The 20,807-nt window shown below is 33.5% G+C and carries 16 protein-coding genes and 2 pseudogenes; 8 read left to right on the top strand and 10 right to left on the bottom strand.

The features are described 5' to 3' along the window. The first annotated feature begins 16 nt into the window (after positions 1 to 16). The 4 genes from fucP (at position 17) to AC0L5U_RS09205 (ending at position 4,703) form a co-directional block, all read left to right on the top strand. Positions 17 to 1,345, top strand: a complete 1,329-nt coding sequence (fucP, locus tag AC0L5U_RS09220; RefSeq protein WP_473415947.1) for an L-fucose:H+ symporter permease — start codon at positions 17 to 19, stop codon at positions 1,343 to 1,345. Further along, entirely contained in the window at positions 1,342 to 1,683 is a 342-nt protein-coding gene (locus AC0L5U_RS09215; RefSeq protein WP_473416235.1) for an L-rhamnose mutarotase, read from the top strand. Before fucP ends, AC0L5U_RS09215 begins: the two co-directional genes overlap by 4 nt. 81 nt (positions 1,684 to 1,764) lie before the next feature. Continuing rightward, positions 1,765 to 3,129 (top strand): glycoside hydrolase family 28 protein, encoded by a 1,365-nt coding sequence (locus AC0L5U_RS09210; protein ID WP_473415946.1) that lies wholly within the window; start codon positions 1,765 to 1,767, stop codon positions 3,127 to 3,129. 77 nt (positions 3,130 to 3,206) lie between these two features. Next, on the top strand, positions 3,207 to 4,703 hold the full coding sequence (locus AC0L5U_RS09205) for an FG-GAP repeat domain-containing protein (RefSeq protein WP_473415945.1): 1,497 nt from the start codon (positions 3,207 to 3,209) through the stop codon (positions 4,701 to 4,703). Here AC0L5U_RS09205 and AC0L5U_RS09200 read toward each other — a convergent pair. Next, positions 4,700 to 8,020 carry a DUF5107 domain-containing protein gene (locus tag AC0L5U_RS09200; RefSeq protein WP_473415944.1) on the bottom strand — a complete coding sequence of 1,107 codons (3,321 nt, stop codon included), beginning with the start codon at positions 8,018 to 8,020 and terminating at the stop codon, positions 4,700 to 4,702. The genes AC0L5U_RS09205 and AC0L5U_RS09200 overlap by 4 nt on opposite strands. Before the next feature lie 176 nt (positions 8,021 to 8,196). Here AC0L5U_RS09200 and AC0L5U_RS09195 point away from each other — a divergent pair, with 176 nt between their 5' ends. Beyond that, complete coding sequence (locus tag AC0L5U_RS09195) at positions 8,197 to 9,480, top strand: hypothetical protein (RefSeq protein ID WP_473415943.1); 1,284 nt, start codon at positions 8,197 to 8,199, stop codon at positions 9,478 to 9,480. Between the two features lie 12 nt (positions 9,481 to 9,492). On the opposite strand, the gene AC0L5U_RS09190 is transcribed toward AC0L5U_RS09195, so the two are convergent. The 8 genes and pseudogenes from AC0L5U_RS09190 to AC0L5U_RS09155 all read right to left on the bottom strand — a co-directional run bounded on the left by AC0L5U_RS09190 (position 9,493) and on the right by AC0L5U_RS09155 (position 18,621). Then, positions 9,493 to 11,175 carry a sulfatase family protein gene (locus AC0L5U_RS09190; RefSeq protein ID WP_473415942.1) on the bottom strand — a complete coding sequence of 561 codons (1,683 nt, stop codon included), beginning with the start codon at positions 11,173 to 11,175 and terminating at the stop codon, positions 9,493 to 9,495. Positions 11,176 to 11,290: 115 nt separating this feature from the next. Beyond that, positions 11,291 to 11,713 (bottom strand): hypothetical protein, encoded by a 423-nt coding sequence (locus AC0L5U_RS09185; RefSeq protein ID WP_473415941.1) that lies wholly within the window; start codon positions 11,711 to 11,713, stop codon positions 11,291 to 11,293. 79 nt (positions 11,714 to 11,792) lie between these two features. Next, positions 11,793 to 12,236 carry a c-type cytochrome domain-containing protein gene (locus AC0L5U_RS09180; RefSeq protein WP_473415940.1) on the bottom strand — a complete coding sequence of 148 codons (444 nt, stop codon included), beginning with the start codon at positions 12,234 to 12,236 and terminating at the stop codon, positions 11,793 to 11,795. Next, the gene (locus tag AC0L5U_RS09175; protein WP_473415939.1) at positions 12,196 to 12,675 is read right to left on the bottom strand and encodes a DUF2231 domain-containing protein; all 480 of its coding nucleotides are present in this window, start codon (positions 12,673 to 12,675) and stop codon (positions 12,196 to 12,198) included. The genes AC0L5U_RS09180 and AC0L5U_RS09175 overlap by 41 nt, the downstream gene beginning before the upstream one ends. Positions 12,676 to 12,694: 19 nt before the next feature. Beyond that, on the bottom strand, positions 12,695 to 13,594 hold the full coding sequence (locus AC0L5U_RS09170; RefSeq protein WP_473415937.1) for an NHL repeat-containing protein: 900 nt from the start codon (positions 13,592 to 13,594) through the stop codon (positions 12,695 to 12,697). A gap of 239 nt (positions 13,595 to 13,833) precedes the next feature. Continuing rightward, positions 13,834 to 15,343 (bottom strand): annotated as a pseudogene (locus AC0L5U_RS09165) (DUF1501 domain-containing protein). Positions 15,344 to 15,368: 25 nt separating this feature from the next. After that, a complete protein-coding gene (locus tag AC0L5U_RS09160; RefSeq protein ID WP_473416234.1) occupies positions 15,369 to 17,024 on the bottom strand; it encodes a DUF1553 domain-containing protein in 1,656 nt (551 codons plus the stop codon). Position 17,025: 1 nt separating this feature from the next. Further along, positions 17,026 to 18,621, bottom strand: coding sequence for a DUF1549 domain-containing protein (locus AC0L5U_RS09155; RefSeq protein ID WP_473415936.1), 1,596 nt, complete (start codon positions 18,619 to 18,621; stop codon positions 17,026 to 17,028). Between the two features lie 149 nt (positions 18,622 to 18,770). Between AC0L5U_RS09155 and AC0L5U_RS09150 the strand changes: the two genes are divergently transcribed. The 3 genes from AC0L5U_RS09150 (at position 18,771) to AC0L5U_RS09140 (ending at position 20,496) form a co-directional block, all read left to right on the top strand. Further along, a complete protein-coding gene (locus AC0L5U_RS09150; protein WP_473415935.1) occupies positions 18,771 to 19,628 on the top strand; it encodes a helix-turn-helix domain-containing protein in 858 nt (285 codons plus the stop codon). 9 nt (positions 19,629 to 19,637) lie between these two features. Beyond that, positions 19,638 to 19,991, top strand: a complete 354-nt coding sequence (locus AC0L5U_RS09145; protein WP_473415934.1) for a hypothetical protein — start codon at positions 19,638 to 19,640, stop codon at positions 19,989 to 19,991. A 331-nt stretch (positions 19,992 to 20,322) separates the two neighbouring features. Next, positions 20,323 to 20,496, top strand: coding sequence for a helix-turn-helix domain-containing protein (locus tag AC0L5U_RS09140; RefSeq protein ID WP_473416233.1), 174 nt, complete (start codon positions 20,323 to 20,325; stop codon positions 20,494 to 20,496). A gap of 40 nt (positions 20,497 to 20,536) precedes the next feature. Here the strand turns inward: AC0L5U_RS09140 and AC0L5U_RS09135 are convergent. Further along, positions 20,537 to 20,791 (bottom strand): annotated as a pseudogene (locus AC0L5U_RS09135) (sulfatase/phosphatase domain-containing protein); the annotation flags it as partial. Between the last annotated feature and the right edge of the window lie 16 nt (positions 20,792 to 20,807).

The following is a 20,807-nucleotide window of genomic DNA, read 5'->3' as shown; positions in this document are numbered from 1 at the left end:
CTAAACCATAAAATCGATGAGTAAACAAAAAAACATCCCTGTTGTGAGAAAGGAATTGTTATTCCCTTTTATAATAATAACATCATTATTTGCACTTTGGGGAATAGCTAACGATTTAACAAATCCAATGGTATCTGCTTTTAAGAAAGTGATGCCAGAGCTTTCAAATGTTCAAGCATCTTTAGTTCAATTTGCTTTCTATTTTGGGTATTTTTTTATGGCTTTACCAGCTGCACTTTTTATCAGAAAGTATAGTTATAAATCGGGTATTATTTTAGGGCTATGCCTGTATGCTATTGGCGCTTTTTTGTTTTACCCTGCAGCAGCAAACGAAGAGTTTACATACTTTTTAGTTTCTTTGTGGGTAATTACTTGTGGTCTTGCGTTTTTAGAGACAACCTCAAATCCACTAATTTTGGCCTTGGGAGATAGTGAAACAGCAACGCAAAGATTAAATTTGGCACAAGCATTTAACCCAATAGGATCTTTAACGGGAATGATAATCGCTCAAGTATTTGTTATAGGAGCATTACGTTCAGATGATTATACTGAGGAAGCATATAATGCTTTAACATCTTCGGAACTTGCCGCAATTAGAGAAAACGATTTAGGTGTGATAAGTTTACCATATATTGGTCTAGGAATACTGGTACTTGTAATTATGGGAATTATTATTGCCACTAAAATGCCTAGAACAGCAGATGAAGATAAAATGTCTGTTTCTGAATCTTTCAGCAAACTAAAAGCGAATAAAAATTATATTTCTGGAGTTGTTGCGCAAGCTTTCTATGTAGGTGCTCAAATTATGTGTTGGACTTACATCTTTCAGTATGTAGACAACATTAATGAAACTTTAGGAATGGAGCTTACAGCCACCTACTATAATGTTGCAGCAATGATTTTATTTTTAGTTGGACGTTGGATAGGTACAGCTTTAATGAAGAAAGTTAATCCATCTAGATTATTAATGTTATTCGGTATTGGTGGTGTGATAATGTGCGCAGGAGCTATATTGTTATCAGGAGTGGCTGGTTTATTCTCTTTAGTGGGAGTTTCGGTATTCATGTCTATAATGTTTCCAACTATTTATGGTATTGCGCTTAAGGATATGGGGGACGAAGCAAAAATTGGTTCAGCTGGTTTAGTAATGGCAATTGTTGGTGGCGCATTGTTACCCATTGCACAAGGTTGGATATTAGATTGGGGTGGATCAGGATTTTCAGATGTACAGGTTTTAGGTTTTATTCCTGAAGTAAATTTTTCATTTATATTACCATTAATTTGTTTGGCTGTTGTATCATTATATGGTTACAGTAGTTATAAACGTAATTTAAAAACTGCATAATGACAAAAAGATACTGTTACGCTTGCGATTTAAAAGACGATTCTAAATTAATCTCAGAATACAAAGCGTACCACGCAAAAGGTAAAGCATGGCCTGAAATAACCAAAAGTATTAAAGATGCTGGTATTACAGATATGCAAATTTACCTAACAGGTAATAGAATGTTTATGATTATGGAAGTTGATGAAACATTCAATCTTGCTCGAAAAGCAGAAATGGATGCCAATAATCCAAAAGTGCAAGAATGGGAAAATTTGATGTGGGATTACCAACAAGAATTACCATGGGCTGCAAAAGGTGAAAAATGGATTCCTTTAGACAAGATTTTTCAATTGTAAAACTCAAAAAAATAGTGATAATAGCAGTAAACACTCATTTTAGAAAGTATTTCTTGATGAGTGTTTTTTATTTTAAAGTATATGAGGGTATCTAGACTTATTTTGGTTTTTATTTCAGTTGCTACATTACATGCGCAGAAATATCATGTAAAAGATTTTGGCGCAGTTAATGATGGAAAAACATTAAACACCAAGGCCATACAAGCGGCAATTGATAGTTGTACTAAAAATGGTGGTGGTAAAGTAATGTTAACAGGAGGTGGTAAATACATGACGGGTACAATTTATTTGAAAGATAACGTAACACTTCATATTGGAAATGGAACGGTGCTTCTTGGTAGTCCTAACTACGACGATTATACTACCAATACGCATAAAAACATGTATAAGAAAGAACCCCATATGAACCGCTGTTTGATTTTTGCAAAGGATTCAAAATCAATTGCTATTGAGGGCTACGGCACTATTGATGGAAATGGCCACCAAACAAATTTTAAAAAGCAGCGCCCAATGCTCATTCGGTTTTTAAACTGTAACGATATCCATGTAAATGATATAACCTTGATAAATCCAGCGGCATGGACTTCCGCTTGGTTATATTGCAATAATATTAGTGTGAGCGGTATCACGATTTTAAGTCGCGTCAACAACAATGGGGATGGTTTGGATTTTGATGGCTGTACCAACGTTCGCGTTACAAACAGTAATTTTGATAATAGTGATGATAGCATTTGTTTGCAAGCCTCTCAACCCGATAAACCTTGTAAAAATATTACGGTAAGCAATTGCATATTCAGTACTAAATGGGGTGGGATGCGCATTGGGCTATTATCGAGAGGAAATATAGAATCGGTTACGGTAACTAACTGTGTGTTTCGGGATATTCAAGATTCTGGACTTAAAATTCAACAGAATGAAGGTGGGGAAATGAAAAATATGGTGTTCTCTAACTTGGTTATGGAAAATGTGCTAAGGCCAATTTTTATGACCTTCTGTCAACAGCGTGCCTCGGTTGAAACTCCCGAAGGAGAGTATGAAAGGTTAAGCAGGATGCACAATTTTTCTTTCAGTAATATTGTAGTAGATAATTCAAAAGGCGATAAAAATTCGGCATTTTTTATTACAGGGTTTCCAAACCATGATATTGAAGATGTTACCATCAAAGATGTTCAGTTTGTAGTTTCAGGTGGTGGTACAAAAGAAGATGCTGAAAAAGAAATTAAAGAATATACCCTTGAAGTTTTAAATGGTTGGTGGCCAGAGTTTAGTAGAGTAGGAACTTTACCAGCATGTGGGGTTTATGCTAGGCACATCGATGGGCTAACGCTACAAAATATCAGTATAAAAACAATTGGTAAAGATGCCAGAAAACCAGTTGTTTTTGATGATGTGAAACATAGTGCTGTGAGTGATATAAAGCTAAACAATACGCCTTTTAAATTATAAAGAAGTAGCAAATTTGAAAATGAAATTAAAAAGAGTAAACCTATTTTTTAAATGTCTATTGATTACTCTAGTTACATTTGGCTGCATTAATTCAAACAAAAAAATCATTAGAAACATCTGATTCTAATATTGAAGTTAATGGAAAAACATTAGCAGAAATGCATTGCGCAAAATGTCATGCATTTCCACAACCTAGTGTTATGCCAAAGCGTTATTGGAAAGAAGTATTGCCAATTATGGGGTTTCATTTAGGAAAAGCTCCGAAGGGTAAAATACTTAATGATTTTAATAATAAAGTTGCAAAAGAAAGACTTACAGCTTCTGGATTGTTTCCAAAAGAACCCATAATTTCTGATGCTGAATGGGATGCCATCAATACATTTTATAATGAAAATTCTCCAGATAATCTTCCAAAAAAAGAAAATTCAAATTTAAAGAGTGAATTACTCTTATTTGAAAAAGAAGTATTACCGTGGAAAACAAGTGGAGAAGGGTTAACATATCTGAATTTTAAAGATAAAGAGTATATTGTTGGTTTCAATACAGAAAAAGAAGCTTTCTATAAAAGAATAGATGAAAAAGGGAATGTTCTGAAAAATCACCAACTAAATTATCCATTAGTAGATGTTATAAAAAATGGAAAAATGGAACTTTTATTGAGTATGGGGCGCATGTTTAATGTTGATGAACCTACAGGAAGTATTTCTGTTTTATCTGATAAACCCAGACGCTTTATTCCAAATTTGCAAAGGCCTGTTGATTTTATTGTTGAAGATTTTGATAAAGATGGTGCAATTGATATTCTGGTTGCTGAATTTGGAAAATACCTAGGAGGTATAAATATTTATACAAGAAAAAATACCATTGAGAAAACAATTATTCATCCCAAGTCTGGTGCAGTAAAATTTGCATTAAGAGATGTCAATAATGATGGTTTAAAGGATTTTTATGCACTTGTAGCTCAAGAAGATGAAAGCATTTATTTGTTTGTAAATAAGGGCGATTTAAAATTTAAGAAACTACAATTATTAACTTTGCCTTCATACTATGGAACTACACACTTTGAGCTTTTAGATTTTGATAACGATGGCGATGAAGATATTGTGTGTTCTAGTGGAGATAGTGATGATTTTGCTAGTGCTTTAAAACCTTACCATGGCGTGAGACTATTTGAAAATTTAGGAGAAAATAAGTTTGAACAAGTTTGGTTTCATAAACAAGAAGGTGCTTATGGGACAACATGCGCAGACTTTGATAATGATGGCGATATAGATATTGCATCAATTGGCTATTATGCGGCTCTACAGAATAAGGATGAAGAGGCATTTTTATATTTTGAAAATATAAGTTCTGAGGCTGGCAAATGGAAATTTAAAACATATAAACTTCCAAATGCGGAAAATAATTGTTTTATGTTAATTGAAGCAAGAGACATTGATAATGACGGAGATATGGATATACTTTTAGGAAGTAACTCCAGTATTTTTTCTGATAATAGAAAAAAACTATTGCTAACTTTGGGAACAAAATGGAGGTGTAATTACAATTCTGAAAAACACCTCCAAATAGTTTAATTATAGGCTTTCATTATTTTGGCCCATAAATTATTTTTGTAAATTTCTAAAGCTTTATCAAATAGTTTCTCTGCTTCTTTGGCGTTTCCTAAGCCTTTATTTCCTAATGCTTCTAGATAATACGAATCTGAAATGGCTTTTTTGTTTGTAGCCGAAGCTTCTTCTACAGCAACTAATGTATTGCTTGTTCCTTTTTCTCTGTAGGCTTTACTTTTTTCAATTAAAGATTTAAATATTTCATTAGCCTTTTGAGTATCTCCCAACTTTTTATGAGCTTCACCTTGAAAATATTGCAATTCATACATGCCTCTTCCGTTTTTGGAATTCACACTACTTTCATAGCTTTCTTTTGCTTTTTTGCTGTCTTTCATTTTGGAATATACTTCACCTTTAAAATAATGAATTAAAGCATTTTTCTCATCATTTGTAGGTTTACCAACTTCTAGATTTTCAGGATATAACATAGCAGCATCTAGGTGCGTTATGCCTTCATTATATTTTTTAGAATTTACTAATTCTAAAGCTTTAAGTGTGTTAGCATCCACATAGTGCCAGTAGGTTTCTCTGCCGCCTTCCCAAGTTCTAAAATGATGGTTTGATAGAAAGTCCAAAGCTTTATCGTAAGATCCATCCAAATTGTAAAGCTCTACAAGAGTTTTTGGTGCCTGTACATCCTGTTTTACGATGTCTATATTGTTTTCCAAAATGGCTAAACATTCTTTGTAACTTACTTCAGACTCATCGTAATATTTAGATAATTCTGAATACCACAACGGCACAGTATTATTTAAGGCAATAGCTTTAGAAATATATGTAATGGCTTGCTGCATATCCTTTTCGTGATGGTAAGCCCCAAAAGCCAAGTTACGCCATACCATGGGGATATCGTTGTTTAAATCGCTTGCTTTTTTCCAAGCATTCATGCCTTCTTCCTTTCTATTGTCATAGAGTAAATTACCCAATAAATAATAGGATGTTGCATTTTGAGCATCTAAGCGCATCGCATTTTTTAATACATATTCTGTTTCTTCTCTGTATGGGAAGCTGTAATTTAAAGATAAGCCTTTAGTCGCTTTTAAGATGTCTAAAGCCTTAGCATCGTCTCCAGATTGTGTGTGGAAATACGATAAATAATAGTGAATTAGAGGATTTTTAGGTTGTTCTAAAGAAGATAGTAATGTAATTCCTTCTTCATATAAACCTGCATTCATATAATTTGTGGCAATTTCTAGGTAATTATTGTCAATATCCTGCATGTTTTTATGCCAGGTTTTCATCGCATTATTTCCACTTAACAATTCCCTTTCATAAAGTGCTGAAAAGTTGATAGGATCGTATGCCACTAAATCATCAATTAAACTTTTAGCTTTATCTGTGTTTCCAGTTTTCCGAAGTAAAGCGCTATAAAGCACAACAACTCTTCCGTCTCTCGTATTTGTAGTGTAAGCTTCTGAGATATATTCCAATGCTTTCTTATAATTACCATTTAAACTTTCAATTTGCGCTAATTGATAATTTCCAGCAGAAAACCATTGGTAATACCAAGTTGCTCTTGCAAAATTTTTATAGGCTTCTTCCATATTTCCTAAACCTCTGTGTGCAAGTCCTAAATAGTAATATATTTCGCCTTCTTTTGGTTGATGGTATTTTATTTTTAGTTTATCCGCTGCGTTTTGCAAATACTCAAGAGCTTCGTTATGCCGTGTTTGATTAACTCTTCTAATGCCAAGAGCAATATTCGTTCTATAGTCAGTTGGCGATATTTCTAAAGCTTTTAAGTAATAATCATCAGGGTTTTTTCCTGGGCGGTTAAATTGTTCAACAAATCGCCCCGTTAAGTACAAATCTTCAACAGAAGAAATCTCATCAACTGGTTTTACCCGTTCTTGAGGTTCAGGTAATTCTGGGCGTTCTGGCTTATAAGGTTTGTAAGCAACTAGTTCTGTCCCATTAGCATCAAAAAGTTGAATATGAAGCTGATACTCATCAATAGCTTTTTTCGATTTATAGGCTGAAGTAAACGGTTTTGATGGGTCTATATCGATAGTGCCTTCGGCTAAAATAGTAGTGCCATATTTGAGAACATATTTCGCATTATTGAAATTTTGTGTGGTATTAAAACCATAGAAAACGGTTTTTGGATTTTTCATTTGAAGCGTTACCGAAGCATCAATTGTGGAGTTTTTTACAATTTCTAAATCCCGAATTGGATACCAGTAATTTTTAGCATCTTTAACAGAATGCGGTAGAATCCAACTATAATCAGGTTGGTTGTTTGAGAAAGTACCCGTCATTAATTCAACATAAGCCTTTCCATCATCAGTTAATTTTCTTCGTGCATTCTGACCTTGAAGTCCGGGACCGAATTGCCATAATTTCGAGGCACTATTTTCATGTGGATCTCCAACATGAACGGTTCCAGCATTTACACCATAATCATAACCTCCAATAAAGCCTTCTTTAGCTCCCCACATAAAGAAAGATACAGGGTTAGGATGATTTTTCCACCATGTAAGATTTACATCTTTTTTGTAGCTAGTCCTTCCATAACTTTCAGTTTCATTAGAGAGCGGCCATTGAATAAAGCTATTGTTGTTGTGAAAAACACCAATTTCTTGGCTAGGAGGCCAAAAAGTTCTAAAGTCTTCATTTGCAGTTATAGCAACGTTTGCCCAGAATAAAAATGCTTTGGTTTTTGTACTGGTATTATTTATTCGGTAATCAACTTCAATATAAGATTTTCCGGGATGCAAGGTCATTCCAATAACGCCCCTAGCTCTAATTGTTTTTTCGGTTTCGCCAATCCAGATTGTGGCACTACCGTCTTCATTTTTAACCATTCTATAATCGCTAGGGAGCATAGTGCTTGTTCTATGATGGTGCGGAAAACACCATTCTATGCCTCCAGAAACCCATGCGCCAAGTGTCCCAATTAGGTCTGGTTTAATGACGCTATTGGTATGGAATAGTTCATGGTCGTTTGTTTTGTCAATCGCAGAAAATAAGCGCCCACCAAAAGCTGGTAACACTTTTATTTTTACATATTCATTTTCAAGATAAACCATTTCATAAGTTTCATCTGTAAGTGTGCTGCCTAAGTTTGTTTGCGAAGGGTAAGGGTACACTTTTCCTTGAGCTCCTTGTACACTTCTGCCAGTATAAAAAATAGGACTTATTTCATCCTTTTTGGGCTTATAAGTAGGAATCACTTCTGTGCCTTCGTAGATTTTAACCTGTGCATTAATAGTTAAAGGCATAAAGAAAATACAAAGCATGAAGGATAAAAAAGAAAATAGTGGCGAGTTAATGAATTTCATTTTTTTGAATTTAGTAGTTGGTTTATTTATAAAAATAGGAAAAGAAGATTGAAAAGTTAGATATTTCAATAAGTATTGCCTTTTTAAATTTAGTTGTATTTTCTAAATAATACATTTAACTTGCTATGCAAAGTCTATACAAAGTTTGCATAGTATAAATGATTGAACAGGAATACTTGAAATATTGTCTCAATGAGATTGAGAAAAAGTTAGAATGGAAACCGTCTAGTATTTGGACAGAATCTGATTATAAGAGACTAGCAAAAGTAATTTCTGAGGCATCAAACATCTCCATTAGCCCGCATACTTTAAAACGCTTGTTTGGGAAAATAAAATATAAAAAATATTATAATCCTCAATTAGCAACCAAGAATGCTTTAGTGAAGTTTTTAGGTTATAGTGATTGGCAAAGTTTTGTTGCAATTAAAAAAGACAAGAAATTAAGGGAGAGTTTAATAGAAGAGACTGAAGTGTCTGAAAAACGTTCTTTTAGTAGTTATTATATCTTATTTGGAGTTTTATTTTTGATAGCTCTATTTTTTGTATTTAAGTTTCAACAGTTTGATAAAGAGTTGTTTAGTGATACTTATGATTTTAAGATTACAGACTCTATAGGAACTGTTCCTTTTACAATAACTGCAAATTACAACCTTTCTAAATTTGGATCAGATAGCGCTAAGATAGATTTTGGCGTGGATCATCCAGTTAGAGGTCGTCAAGTTGTAGTGGCAGATACAAGTAGGTTTCTACATAATTTTACTTATCAAATACCTGGTTTTTACGATGTCAAGTTATCGAAAAACCAAGAGGTTTTGTGTACCAAAAAAATCCTTGCAAAATCTGATGGATGGAATAGCTATTTTGTTTATGAAACTAACAGGAATAATTTTTGGATTGATAATGAAATTAAAAAAAAGGATTCAAGTGATTATCTCTATTTTTCTCCAAAATTCCTAAAAGCAAAGGGGTTCGAAACTAAATCAGTTTATTATATAGTAAATAGATTATATCAAGATTTTGAAATTGACGGCGATAATTTTAAATTAACTACACGATTTAAGAACTCAAATAATTTGGGAGGAATTACATGTTACGATTTTATTTTTAGATTAATATGTGAGTATAATTCAAATTATTTGAAATTGATGGAAATGGGATGTTCTCAGTTTTCAGGAATAAAAATGGGCAATAAAATAATTGAAGGTACATATGAGGATTTATCATCATTTACATTTGATTTAGATAAATGGAACACACTTAATTTGATTGTTAAAAATAAAAAAGTAAAAATTGAAATTAATGATAACTTAATTTATGAATTTGAGTATCAATATTCAAATGGGAGAATATTAGGCTTAGAGAATGTATTTAAAGGCTCAGGAATCCTAGATTTTGTAAGGATTCGAGATTTGAATACAAACCAAGAATTTTTTGAAAATTTTGAAACTCAAATTCCATAACTCAAATTAGAGTTAATCCTCCCAATGTTCATCAATCACTTTCTGGATATGTGGATAATTGGCATCAGTCTCATTTAAATCTTTTCTTAACTTTTTAAGTTGCATTTTTAAATCGGCAATTACATTATTGTATTCTGGATTGCTATAGGAGTTATTCATTTCCTTAGGGTCTTTCTTCAAATCATAAAATTCCCAGGCAACAGGTGTATCATTTGTAAAATCGTTACCCCAGCTTTTTTTATTCCAATCTGCTTCAGGATTAGCTGTGTCAGCCCAATATTTTCCGTAGAAAAAAATCAATTTGTAGTCTTTTGTACGAATACCAAAATGTGCAGGGTTTTGGTGTCTGTGAGCCATGTGCATCCAATAGCGATAATAAGATGCTTTTTGCCAATTTTCAGGCTCTTCTCCTGTTTCCAAAATAGTTTTAAAACTTTTACCTTGCATGTAATCTGGTGTCTTTCCGCCTGCAAGTTCTATCATTGTTGGTGCAAAATCTGTGTTGTTGATAATAGCATCAGTTCTTATTCCGGATTTTAATTTTTCGGGATAACGTACGAAGAAAGGCATTCGTAACGATTCTTCATACATCCAACGTTTATCAATATAATCATGTTCTCCTAGCATGAAGCCTTGGTCGCCAGTATAAACGATGATGGTGTTTTCTAAAAGATTTTCAGCTTCCAAATAATCTATTAAACGTTTTACGTTATCATCAACACCTTTCACACATCTTAAATAACGCTTTAAGTATTCTTGATATACTTCACTTGTGTGTACTTTCTCTTTGGCATCAGGAGACCACTTAACACGTTCGTTAGGTTTAATGTCTTTTTGATTTCTGTAATTTTTATAAATGGTGCTATCCATATATAGATTCATAGCTTGGTTTCTTATTAAATTTCTATGAGAAACTGATGAACCGATAATTCTAGTTAAAGAATCATTTTTACCTCTTGTTGCAACTGAGCCATTGTTCTTGTTGTCATATAGACTTTCAGGTTCTGGAATAAAAGTATCGGCTAAATAGCTATTATAGCGAGGTGCGTTTTCAAAATCATCATGTGGCGCTTTAAAATGGTGCATTAAAAAGAAAGGCTTGTCAGGGTCGCGTTTTGTTTTTAACCAATCTAAAGTAATATCCATTATTTTATCAGACGAATGCCCCTCAGTTTTAACCGTGCTATTAGGCCAAGGCTTGTCTCCACGTACTCTAAAAGTAGGATTAAAATATTTTCCTTGTCCTGGTAAGACCTGATAGAAATCAAAATGTTCTGGTTCATGGTGTAAATGCCATTTTCCTACCAATGCCGTTTGGTAACCAAGCGTTTTCATTTCAATTGGTAAATGATGTTTTTCAGGAGCCAAATGACCTTCTAAATCTAAAACACCATTAGTTTGAGATTGCTGCCCGCTAATTATTGCAGCTCTACTTGGCGTACAAATGGCATTATGAACAAAACAATTCTCGAAAATAACACCTTCTTTTGCAATTTTGTCTAACGTTGGGGTAGGGTTTAATTTTGCTAACCTACTACCATAGATTCCAAAACCTTGTGTGGTATGGTCATCAGACATGATGTAGATAATATTAGGTTTTTTTGAAGCTTGAGCTACTGGTTTTTCTTTACATGATAAAGAACATGCAAGTAAAATTAAAAGTAAAGCCTTGAAATTTTTAAGAATAAATGGCATAAGTTGTTTATTATAAAAGTTGGATTTATTTCAAATCGAAAAATACGCAATTAAACACCAATAGAATATTATTGATGTTTAATAATGCGTAACAAATGTTTTATATAATGACTTTTTATGGCTTAAGAACAATTTGAGGAAGGTCCTCAGGTTTGTATGCTATTATATCTTTTTCAACGATGGCGGTTTTCCACGCGTAGACTTTTTTAAGATTTTTAATTTTAGACATAGCATCTAAACTTTGTCCTGTTATTTTGGTGTCATAAACATTCAAGCTAATTAAGCTCTCGTGTTTTGCAAGATTATTTAAACCAACATCAGTAATCGGGTTTCGGTTTATTACCAATTTTTGCAAGTTTTTAAATGTGCTGATGGTTTTTAAATTTTCATCTGAAAGTGCATTGTCTTCAATATAAAGCCATAAAATATTGTCTTTTATTTTAGATAATTTTTTCAGTTTAGTATTTAAATCTTTAGAACCAATGTTGTTATTGTAGGAAGGTAAAACCACTTCAAAAATATTAGACTCAAAAACCAATTCGCGAATTGTAAACCCTTCTGAAATAATAGATTTAAGCGTAGCTTCGTCAATAGTGCTAACACTTGGTAAATCTACATCACCTTTTTTCTGTTCCCTTAATTCCTAACATGTTTGAAGCAATATGTATCACATTTTCAGGAGTTTCAATAGATGCGACTTTTGAACTATGGTCTGCATTGGCACTATTAATCCAATACTGTAAAATGGTGATTTCTTCTTCTGTTAAGGGTGTTTTTCCATCTGGTGGCATAAAATCATCATGATCTGGATGTAATAATACACGCTTTATCATTTCAGATTCTAAAGCATTTCCTGCAACTAAAGCAGTACCATTTTTTCCGCCTTTGGCTATAGATAAGGAGTCTTGAAACGATAATCCTCCCTTTTTCTTTTCAGCGTTATGACAACTAGCACATTTATTTTCTAGAATAGGATGCGCTAAATAATCAAAAACTAAGGCGTCTTCAACATTTTCAATTTTAGCAAGTTTTCTCTTTTTCTTTTTTATTGAAAGGTGCATATTTTGTTAAATAATCGCTTCCGTGGGTTAGATTTCCTCCATAATGTCCTGTCACACTAATTAAAATAACAATTAATGCCAAAGCTGAAATATTTGCTTTAACCCTGTTTTTCTTCGGAAGTTTAATTTTTTCAATACGAATTAACCAAGCGAGCAAAGTAACAACTGTGGTTGCAATACCGAACCAAAAATGAATATCTAGTGCATCCCCATCATAATCGCCACTAAGCGATAGCATATAACCCAAAACACAGGCGACAACAGCAGAAGCAAACCCTAAAAATAGGGCTAATGGAATTGCAGCCGTTACGGCTTCAAGTTTCTTTTTTCTACCAGCTAATTCAAGTAGAAAAGCAAAAATTAAAAAACCTATAGGTAGGTGAACAACAAGCGGGTGGAATCTTCCTAAAAATAAGACAAAGTCTGGTGCTTCATTCATAAAATAAAGAGTGTATTGTTTATACTCGTTCTAGTTTGTAAGGTGCAGTATTGTTAGCATTCCATTGGCAGATATATACGTTTTTGTCTTCATCTATACATACGTCATGACCATGCAATATTGGTTTTTCTTCTATTTGGAAAGACTTTTGAAGCTCACCATCTTTGTAAATTGGTGTTGTACCTCCTGGGTTAGATACGACTTTATCTCCTTCCAAAATAGTTACAAAACCCGTATGATCTTTCCAATTTGTTTTTCCAACCTTTGGTTGTGACCAACAAACACCAGCGTATAAATTGTTGTCATCAAATACAGGGCGACATACCTGCATATTTGGTAAGTGTAATGTTTTAATATACTTACCATCTAATGTAAACCACTTAAAGCTCGCTTCATTTCTGGAAGTAACTACAACCATGGGGTTGTTTTTATCTCTATAATCTATTGCTACGCCGTGAGCACTTTGAATTTGGTAGTTTTTATCAGGGTTGTCACTTCCGCCCCAATGCCTAATATATCTCCCATAAGCATCATATTGAATAACTCTACTCATGCCATATCCATCAGCTACATAAATATCTCCGTTTGGACCAATAGCAGTTTCGGTTGGACAAAAATCTTCACCTGGCTTGTAAACACCTATGGTTACTGGATGCCCGATATCAAAAATAACTTTCCCGTCAATTGTAGTTTTTGCAACACGACCATTATGCTTTACCATTTTATTTTCTTTTCCCAGAGCCCAACCTGAATCGGTAATATATAACATGTCCTCGCCTCCTTCATCATGCAAGGTTAAACCGTGCCCACCTTGATATGCCGTACCCCAAAAGTCCAATAATTTACCAGATTTATCAAAAATCAAGATGTTATTTTGCGGATGATCTCCAATCATAATCAAACGTCCTTTACTATCCATGACCATCTCATGGCAATTAAGTAAAGGGGTTCTCGTAGAACTTATCTGCGCCCAGTTTTTTGTTAGTTTGTATTTATAATCTCCATGACCTAAGATGGTGTCCGTTTCGTTAAGTAATCGATTTGATGTGCTTTTTTTGAAATTATGGATGCTCCAAAAGCCGATGACGAAGCAGCTAGCCCTGCTGTAGCTAGCCCTGTTTTCTTTAAAAATTTCTTCTTGTTGACATAAATATAGTTTTAGGCTAATAAATCTTTTACTACATGACCATGAACATCGGTTAATCTATAACGGCGTCCTTGATGTTTAAAGGTTAATCTTTCGTGATCAATTCCGAAAAGATGCAATAAAGTGGCATGAAAATCATGAACGTGCAATGGGTCTTTGGTGACATTATAACTAAAGTCATCAGTTTGGCCATAAGAAAAACCAGGTTTTACACCAGCACCTGCCATCCACATTGTGAATGCTTTTGGGTGATGGTCTCTACCGTAGTTCGTATCGGTTAACTGTCCTTGTGAATAGACAGTTCTACCAAATTCTCCCCCAAATTACTAAAGTGTCGTCTAGCATGCCTCTTTGTTTCAAATCTTTAATTAAAGCAGCTGTGCCTTGATCGGTTTTTTTACATTGGTTTTTTAATCCGCCTGGACATGCAATGTGCTGATCCCAACCTTGATGATACAATTGTACAAACTTCACACCTTTTTCTAAAAGCTTTCTCGCCATCAAGCAGTTTGCAGCGTATGTTCCAGGGTTTCTACTGTCTTTGCCATACATTTCAAAAATATGATCTGGCTCGTCAGAAACATCCGTTACTTCTGGAACAGAGGTTTGCATTTTATATGCCATTTCATATTGTGTCATTCTTGCTTGAATTTCTGGATCACCATAATCATCATGCTGAATCGTATTCAGTTTGTCTAAATAATTCAACATTGTTTTACGGTCATTACCATCGTAATTATCAGGATTGTTCAAATATAAAACAGGATCTTTTCCAGAACGGAATTGTACACCTTGATGTTCCGTAGGTAAAAATCCATTTCCCCATAAACTTGCTTTTAGAGGTTGACCTTTTCCGTTTTTTGAAACCAAAGTGATAAAGGTTGGTAAGTTCTCATTATCTGAACCTAACCCGTAGCTTAACCAAGAACCAATACAAGGTCTACCGGGTAATTGATGGCCTGTTTGAAAAAATGTGATGGCTGGTGTGTGATTAATTTGATCGGTTTGCATGCCTTTCATAAAACATAAATCATCCACAACTTCTGAGAGATGCGGCATCAATTCGCTAACCCATGCTCTAGACTCGCCATATTGTTTAAAATTAAATAATGAAGGTGCAATAGGTAATGTAGATTGGCTTCCACTCATACCCGTAAGTCGAGTTTCTCCAATAACAGATTTTGGCAAATCTTGACCAAACATATCTACCAATTTCGGCTTATAATCAAATAAATCCATTTGTGAAGGGCCTCCACTTTGGAATAAATAAATGATACGTTTTGCTTTTGGTAAATGATGCGGTAAACCCAAACGGTTTTTATTATACGCGTCTAGAATCGCTTCGGTGTTATTTGGCGTACCAATAGAACTCCAAGCTTTTTCGGTATTTAACAAACTCCCCAAAGCTAAGGCACCTAACCCTAAAGACGTTTTCTTTAAAAAATGCCTGCGGTCTAATTGCTTTTCAATCTGTTGAAGATCTTTGTTGTTGGATTTTAATATATCATGATGATCACACATGTCTCACAATTTTTTGATTTCAATATTATCTTTTTGTAATAAAAGCATCAGAATTTAATATGGTAGATGCTACAACTGCATTGGCAGCAACTAGAGCTTTATCGTCGTTAGCTGTTAGCGTATGTTCGCCAAGAGTAATCCAACCTTCAGCTTTTGCGCCATTTTCCCTGAATTTCTCCAACTCAGATTTCTGTAAATTCTTTAAAACTTCAAGTTCGTTAGGATGTATCGCTCTTCCTGTTAATTTTCTAAAAGCTTTAGAAATGCTTTCATCTATATTACTGTAAGTTGTCATTTTTTTACCTAAAACCCGTGCGGCTTCAATAAAAGTTGGGTCATTTAACAATACCAATGCTTGTAATGGTGTATTGGTTTCCTGTCTTCTGGTGGTACATAAATCTCTATTTGGAGTATCAAAAGTTGCTAGAGTTGGATGTGGAACTGTTCTTTTCCAAATTGTGTACATGCTGCGTCTGTATAAATCCTTTCCTGAACTCGGTTTGTAAGTATCGCCATTAACCAACCATAGTCCTGGTGGTTGATAAGGACTTACACTTTTTCCTCCAATTTCATCTCCTAATAAACCAGATGCGAATAGCGCATTGTCACGAAGCATTTCTCCAGTTAAACGTTGTGAAGGACCTCGGGCTAAAAATTTATTTTCGTCATCAATACTCGTTAATTCTTCGCTAGCAATACTACTTTGTTGATAGGTGTTAGACATCATAATCAATTTGTATAATTTCTTGACGTCCCAACCAGATTCAATAAATTCAATTGCTAACCAGTCTAATAATTTAGGATGACTTGGTAATTCGCCTTGGTTTCCAAAATCTTCAGAAGTTACTACAATACCTCGTCCAAAAATATTTTGCCAATAACGATTTACGGTTACTCTTGCTGTTAATGGATTTTCTGGATGTGTAATCCATTTAGATAGCCCAATTCTGTTTCTTGGTAAGCTGTCTGGGAATGGAAAAATACGTTCTGGAACATCTGGAAAAACGGAATCTGTTGGAGAATCATATTGTCCTCTATCCAAAACATAGGCTTGTCTTGGTGTTTCCATTTCTTTCATTACCATTATCTGTTGGATAGGGTTGATACTGTCAACTAAAACCAGCCTGTCTTTTTCTAGTTTTTTTAGTGCATCATTATAAGGTTTAGAGTTAGCAGATAAATAATAGTGTGCTAGTTTTTCCTTTTCATCATAAGATAAATTGGCATAAGACTTTTGTTTGATTTCTTCTAAAGTATTGGTGTTTGAAATTTGTAAAACTTCAACGTCGCTTAATTGTTTATTGAACACCATTAAATCATCAATTGTAGCTCCGCGAATACCTTTTCCTCTCCAAACAGCTCCTATACGGAGTCCTGGTTCAAGACGTGGACTTTCAGAGCCGTAAAGTCTTAAACCATGAAAAATAATGTCCTTATATAAATTATCAAAAACAGTTGTGGTTTCTAGTTTTTTACCATCTAGGTATATCCCCACACCACTTGCTTTACTAGAACCGTCGTAGGTCATAGTTAGCTGTACCCATTTTTCTTTTGGGATGTCGTTTAAAGATTCAATAACAATAGCGTTATCTGGGTACACATGTGCCAATAAAGCTTCTATTTTGTTGTCTTTTAGTTTTAAATGGTACCCTCTAAAGCTATGCAATTCTGGGCTATTCATTTTATGAAAAATCACTCCAGTTTCTAAATCTTGAGGTATAAAAACGTTTATGCCAATAGAAAATGGTTGGTTTCTTTGATAAATTCCTATTTTGTCTAGGTCTAACCAAGTATTCTCCATCCATAAAAAGCCCTTTTCCTTTAGTTCCTTGCTTGTAAATGGCTTTTTCATTATCAGCAAATTGCTGACGCATTCTTATCTTATTTTTTCCATTTCCGCCAACAGTATTAATTAGTCCTTGGTTGTCAAAGTTAAAAGCTGCTACTAGATTTTTTGGATTTTTATTTGTTGAAATTGTTTTGTAGCCTTGGTTTGTAATCCATTTATCAGCCTTTATGCGTTCTTTTTTTGCAGTTATTTCTACTGTTTCTTCAGTTTTGTCAACAAGGGTTTCTAGATACGCTAACATGTCTTCTTGCTCCTTGGTAGGTAGCATCATTGCTGGAACAGGTGTTGCTAAATCCCAAGGAATAAGACCTGTTTCATCTACGTTATTAAAGAAACTATAAATTTCAAAATGATCTTTTTGAGAGATTGGGTCATATTTATGGTCGTGACATTTCGCACATGCTACGGTTAAACCTAAAAATGCTTGACTTACAGTTGCTGTTCTATCTGAAACATATTCAGAACGAAACTCTTCATCTATGATACCGCCTTCTAAATTTTGTGGGTGTAATCTATTAAAAGTAGTTGCCAAACGTTGTTCCCTAGTAGCGTTTGGAAGCATATCGCCAGCCAGTTGCCATAAAATAAATTCATCATAAGGCATATTTTTATTAAAAGCTTTAATTATCCAATCTCGCCATGGCGATACATCTCTATATCTGTCATTACTATAGCCATGTGTATCGGCATAACGCGCCAAGTCCATCCAGTCTAAAGTGCGTTGTTCACCATAAGCTTCGGTAGCTAAAAGTCTATCAATTTGTTTTTCAAAAGCATTTTCGGAAGTGTCATTTAAAAATGCATCAATTTCTTCAAGTGTTGGCGTTAATCCTGTTAAGTCTAAAGAAGCTCTTCGTAACAATAATTCTTTATCTGCTTTTTTTGAAGGTTTTAAATCCATTTGTTCCAAAGCAGCAACCACAAAATTATCAATAGGGTTTGCAACAAATTCTTTGTTTTTGACTTTTGGAATGTCGTGTTTTACAGGTTTCAAAAATGCCCAATGGTCTTTATATTCAGCACCATCTTCAATCCATTTTACAAGTACCGCTTTTTCGTGGTCTGTTAAAGATAAGTGCGAACCCGGTTCTGGCATTATAATTTTGGGGTCATCGGTTAAGATGCGATATACCAACTCGCTTTTTCCTAAATTTTTAGGTTTAATAGCGAATTTGCCTGGGCTTTCAGAAAGTTCTGCATAAGCTAGTGCTTCAGTATGCAATTGCAAACCACCTTTAATATTATCTTTATCTGGACCATGACATAGAAAACATTTATCCGATAAAATAGGCTTAACATGTTGATTAAAATCTATTTTTTTTGGAAGTTTTTCATACTCTATGGCTACAGTTTCCGGTAAATCTGGTCCGCACGCACACATGTGCATTGCCGCTATAATTAGGGCAAGAATTCTCATACCTTTTAACATAAACATTAAAGTTTTGATGTTTGTCACAAAGATATATTGACATTGCGATAAAAACACTGTGTAAATCAGGCAAAAAAATGTATATTTCCGATATTGTGTATTTAATTTTTGTAAATTTATCTAATTAAAATATAATCTAATTTTGCCTTATGGGATTTTCTTCTTTAGACTCTTTAATCCTTGATCTACTTCATACAGGTTATGCTAAACTTGGAAAAGAATGGTGTTTTAACAATGTGGTTAGTCCATTTTCAAGATTATTTTATATATCAACAGGAAAAGCAGTTTTAAGTCATACGAATCAGATATTTAACTTACAATCAGGTTATATGTATTTAATTCCAAGTTTTACAAATAATAGTTACTATTGTGATAATTACCATGAACAATATTATGCTAGTTTTTTTGATGAAATAGAACAAGGTGCTTCAATTTATGATATAAAACGTTTTAAATATAAAGTGAAGGCGACGGCAGCTGATATTCATTGTTTTAAGCGTTTGTCGGAAATAAATCCTAAAAAGAAAATAACAGATTCTGAACCTCGCGCACATGTTAAAAAGGTTTTAGGAAAAGGAGGTGTTTTCAAATCTAATTTTTATATGGAAACACAAGGGATTTTAGAAATTTTATTGTCTCGATTTATAGAAGAAGATGGAGTTCCTAAGTTTAAAAACCCTAATGAAGGGGACTTGAGCAAAGTACTTATATATATTGGGAAGAATTTACACAAGGATTTATCTGTAAAAACCCTTGCATTAAGTTATTGTTTAAGTGAAGACCATTTTTCGAGACGTTTTCTAGAAAGTTTCGGTATAAGACCAAACAGGTATGTTCAGCAAAAAAGAATTCAAAAGGCACAGTTTTTATTGGTTACCACTAATAGTAGTTTAAAGCAAATAGCAAAAGAGGTTGGTTTGGAAAATATATCATATTTCTCAAGGACGTTTAAAAAAATTGTTGGCAATACACCTGCAAGTTTTAGAAAACAACATTTAAAAATATGAATATTTGAAATGCAAGATTATTTAAAATCTTTAAAACTTAACTTGCTTAGCATTGGATTGGTTAAGTTAGATTCATCTTGGGATTATGATAATATTATTAGCCCTTTTTCGAGGTTATATCTGATAACTTCGGGAAGCGCCTATGTATACTTGAGAGGTGAAAAGTTCGATCTAAAACCTGGTTATATGTACTTAATTCCGAGTTATACTTACAGTAGATATAAATGTGAATTACAACATGAACAATTATATATCAGTTTTTTAGAAGAACTAGGAAAAGGTCTTTCAGTTTTTAATTTTAAGAATTTTGAACACCAAAAAAGGCTTCAAAAACAGATAGCTATTATTTTAGGCGTTTATTAGAAATAAACTCCAACAGAACTTTAGTTGATGATAATCCTGAAGTTTACGAAAGTTATTCTGCTTTTTTAGAACTAAAAAATAAGAATATAACTTCTAGTAATTATATTGAAACTCAGGGCTTGCTTAAAATTTTACTGTCAAAATTTATAATAGAGGACAGTAATATATTTGAAAAACGTTCAAAACGCAATATTAATAAAGTGCACATTTATATGTTAGAGAATTTGCACAAACCTTTAACTGTAGAAATGCTGGCATCCTACAGCAATTTAAGTAAAGATCATTTTTCGAGAAGTTTTTATGAAAAGTTTAAAATGCGTCCTAACTTTTTATACAGTCAAAAAGAGTAGAGCGCGCACAATTACTTTTATTAACCACAACAGATTCGTTAAAAGCTATTGCAGAAAAAGTAGGATTCGAAAATGTATCATATTTTTCCAGAGTTTTTAAAAAAATAACTGGTAGAACACCTTCAGATTATAGAAAAGAGCAACCACAGGTATAATTGTAATTGCTCTTTAATATCTTATAATTTAAGGTTTTGCTTAGATTGTTTTATTGTAAATATGCGAAATGTCTAATGGGTCATTCATGTCTTTCTGAAGTTTTATTAAATCTTCAAAAAGAGTTTTAACCTTGGTTTTATAATCGTCATTATCTGATAAATCATTTATTTCTTCAGGATCATTTTTCATATCAAAAAGTAATATTTTTTCAATCTTCGGATACACAATTAATTTAAAACCATCTTTTCTAATCATACGTTGTAAGTCAATATACCCATTATAAATCGCGTCATAGTTACCCTTCTTTTGA

It is taken from the genome of Jejuia sp. G7-7 (assembly GCF_055808955.1).
The sequence above is the reverse complement of the archived record's forward strand: the minus strand, read 5'-3'. Positions and strand labels throughout refer to the sequence as shown.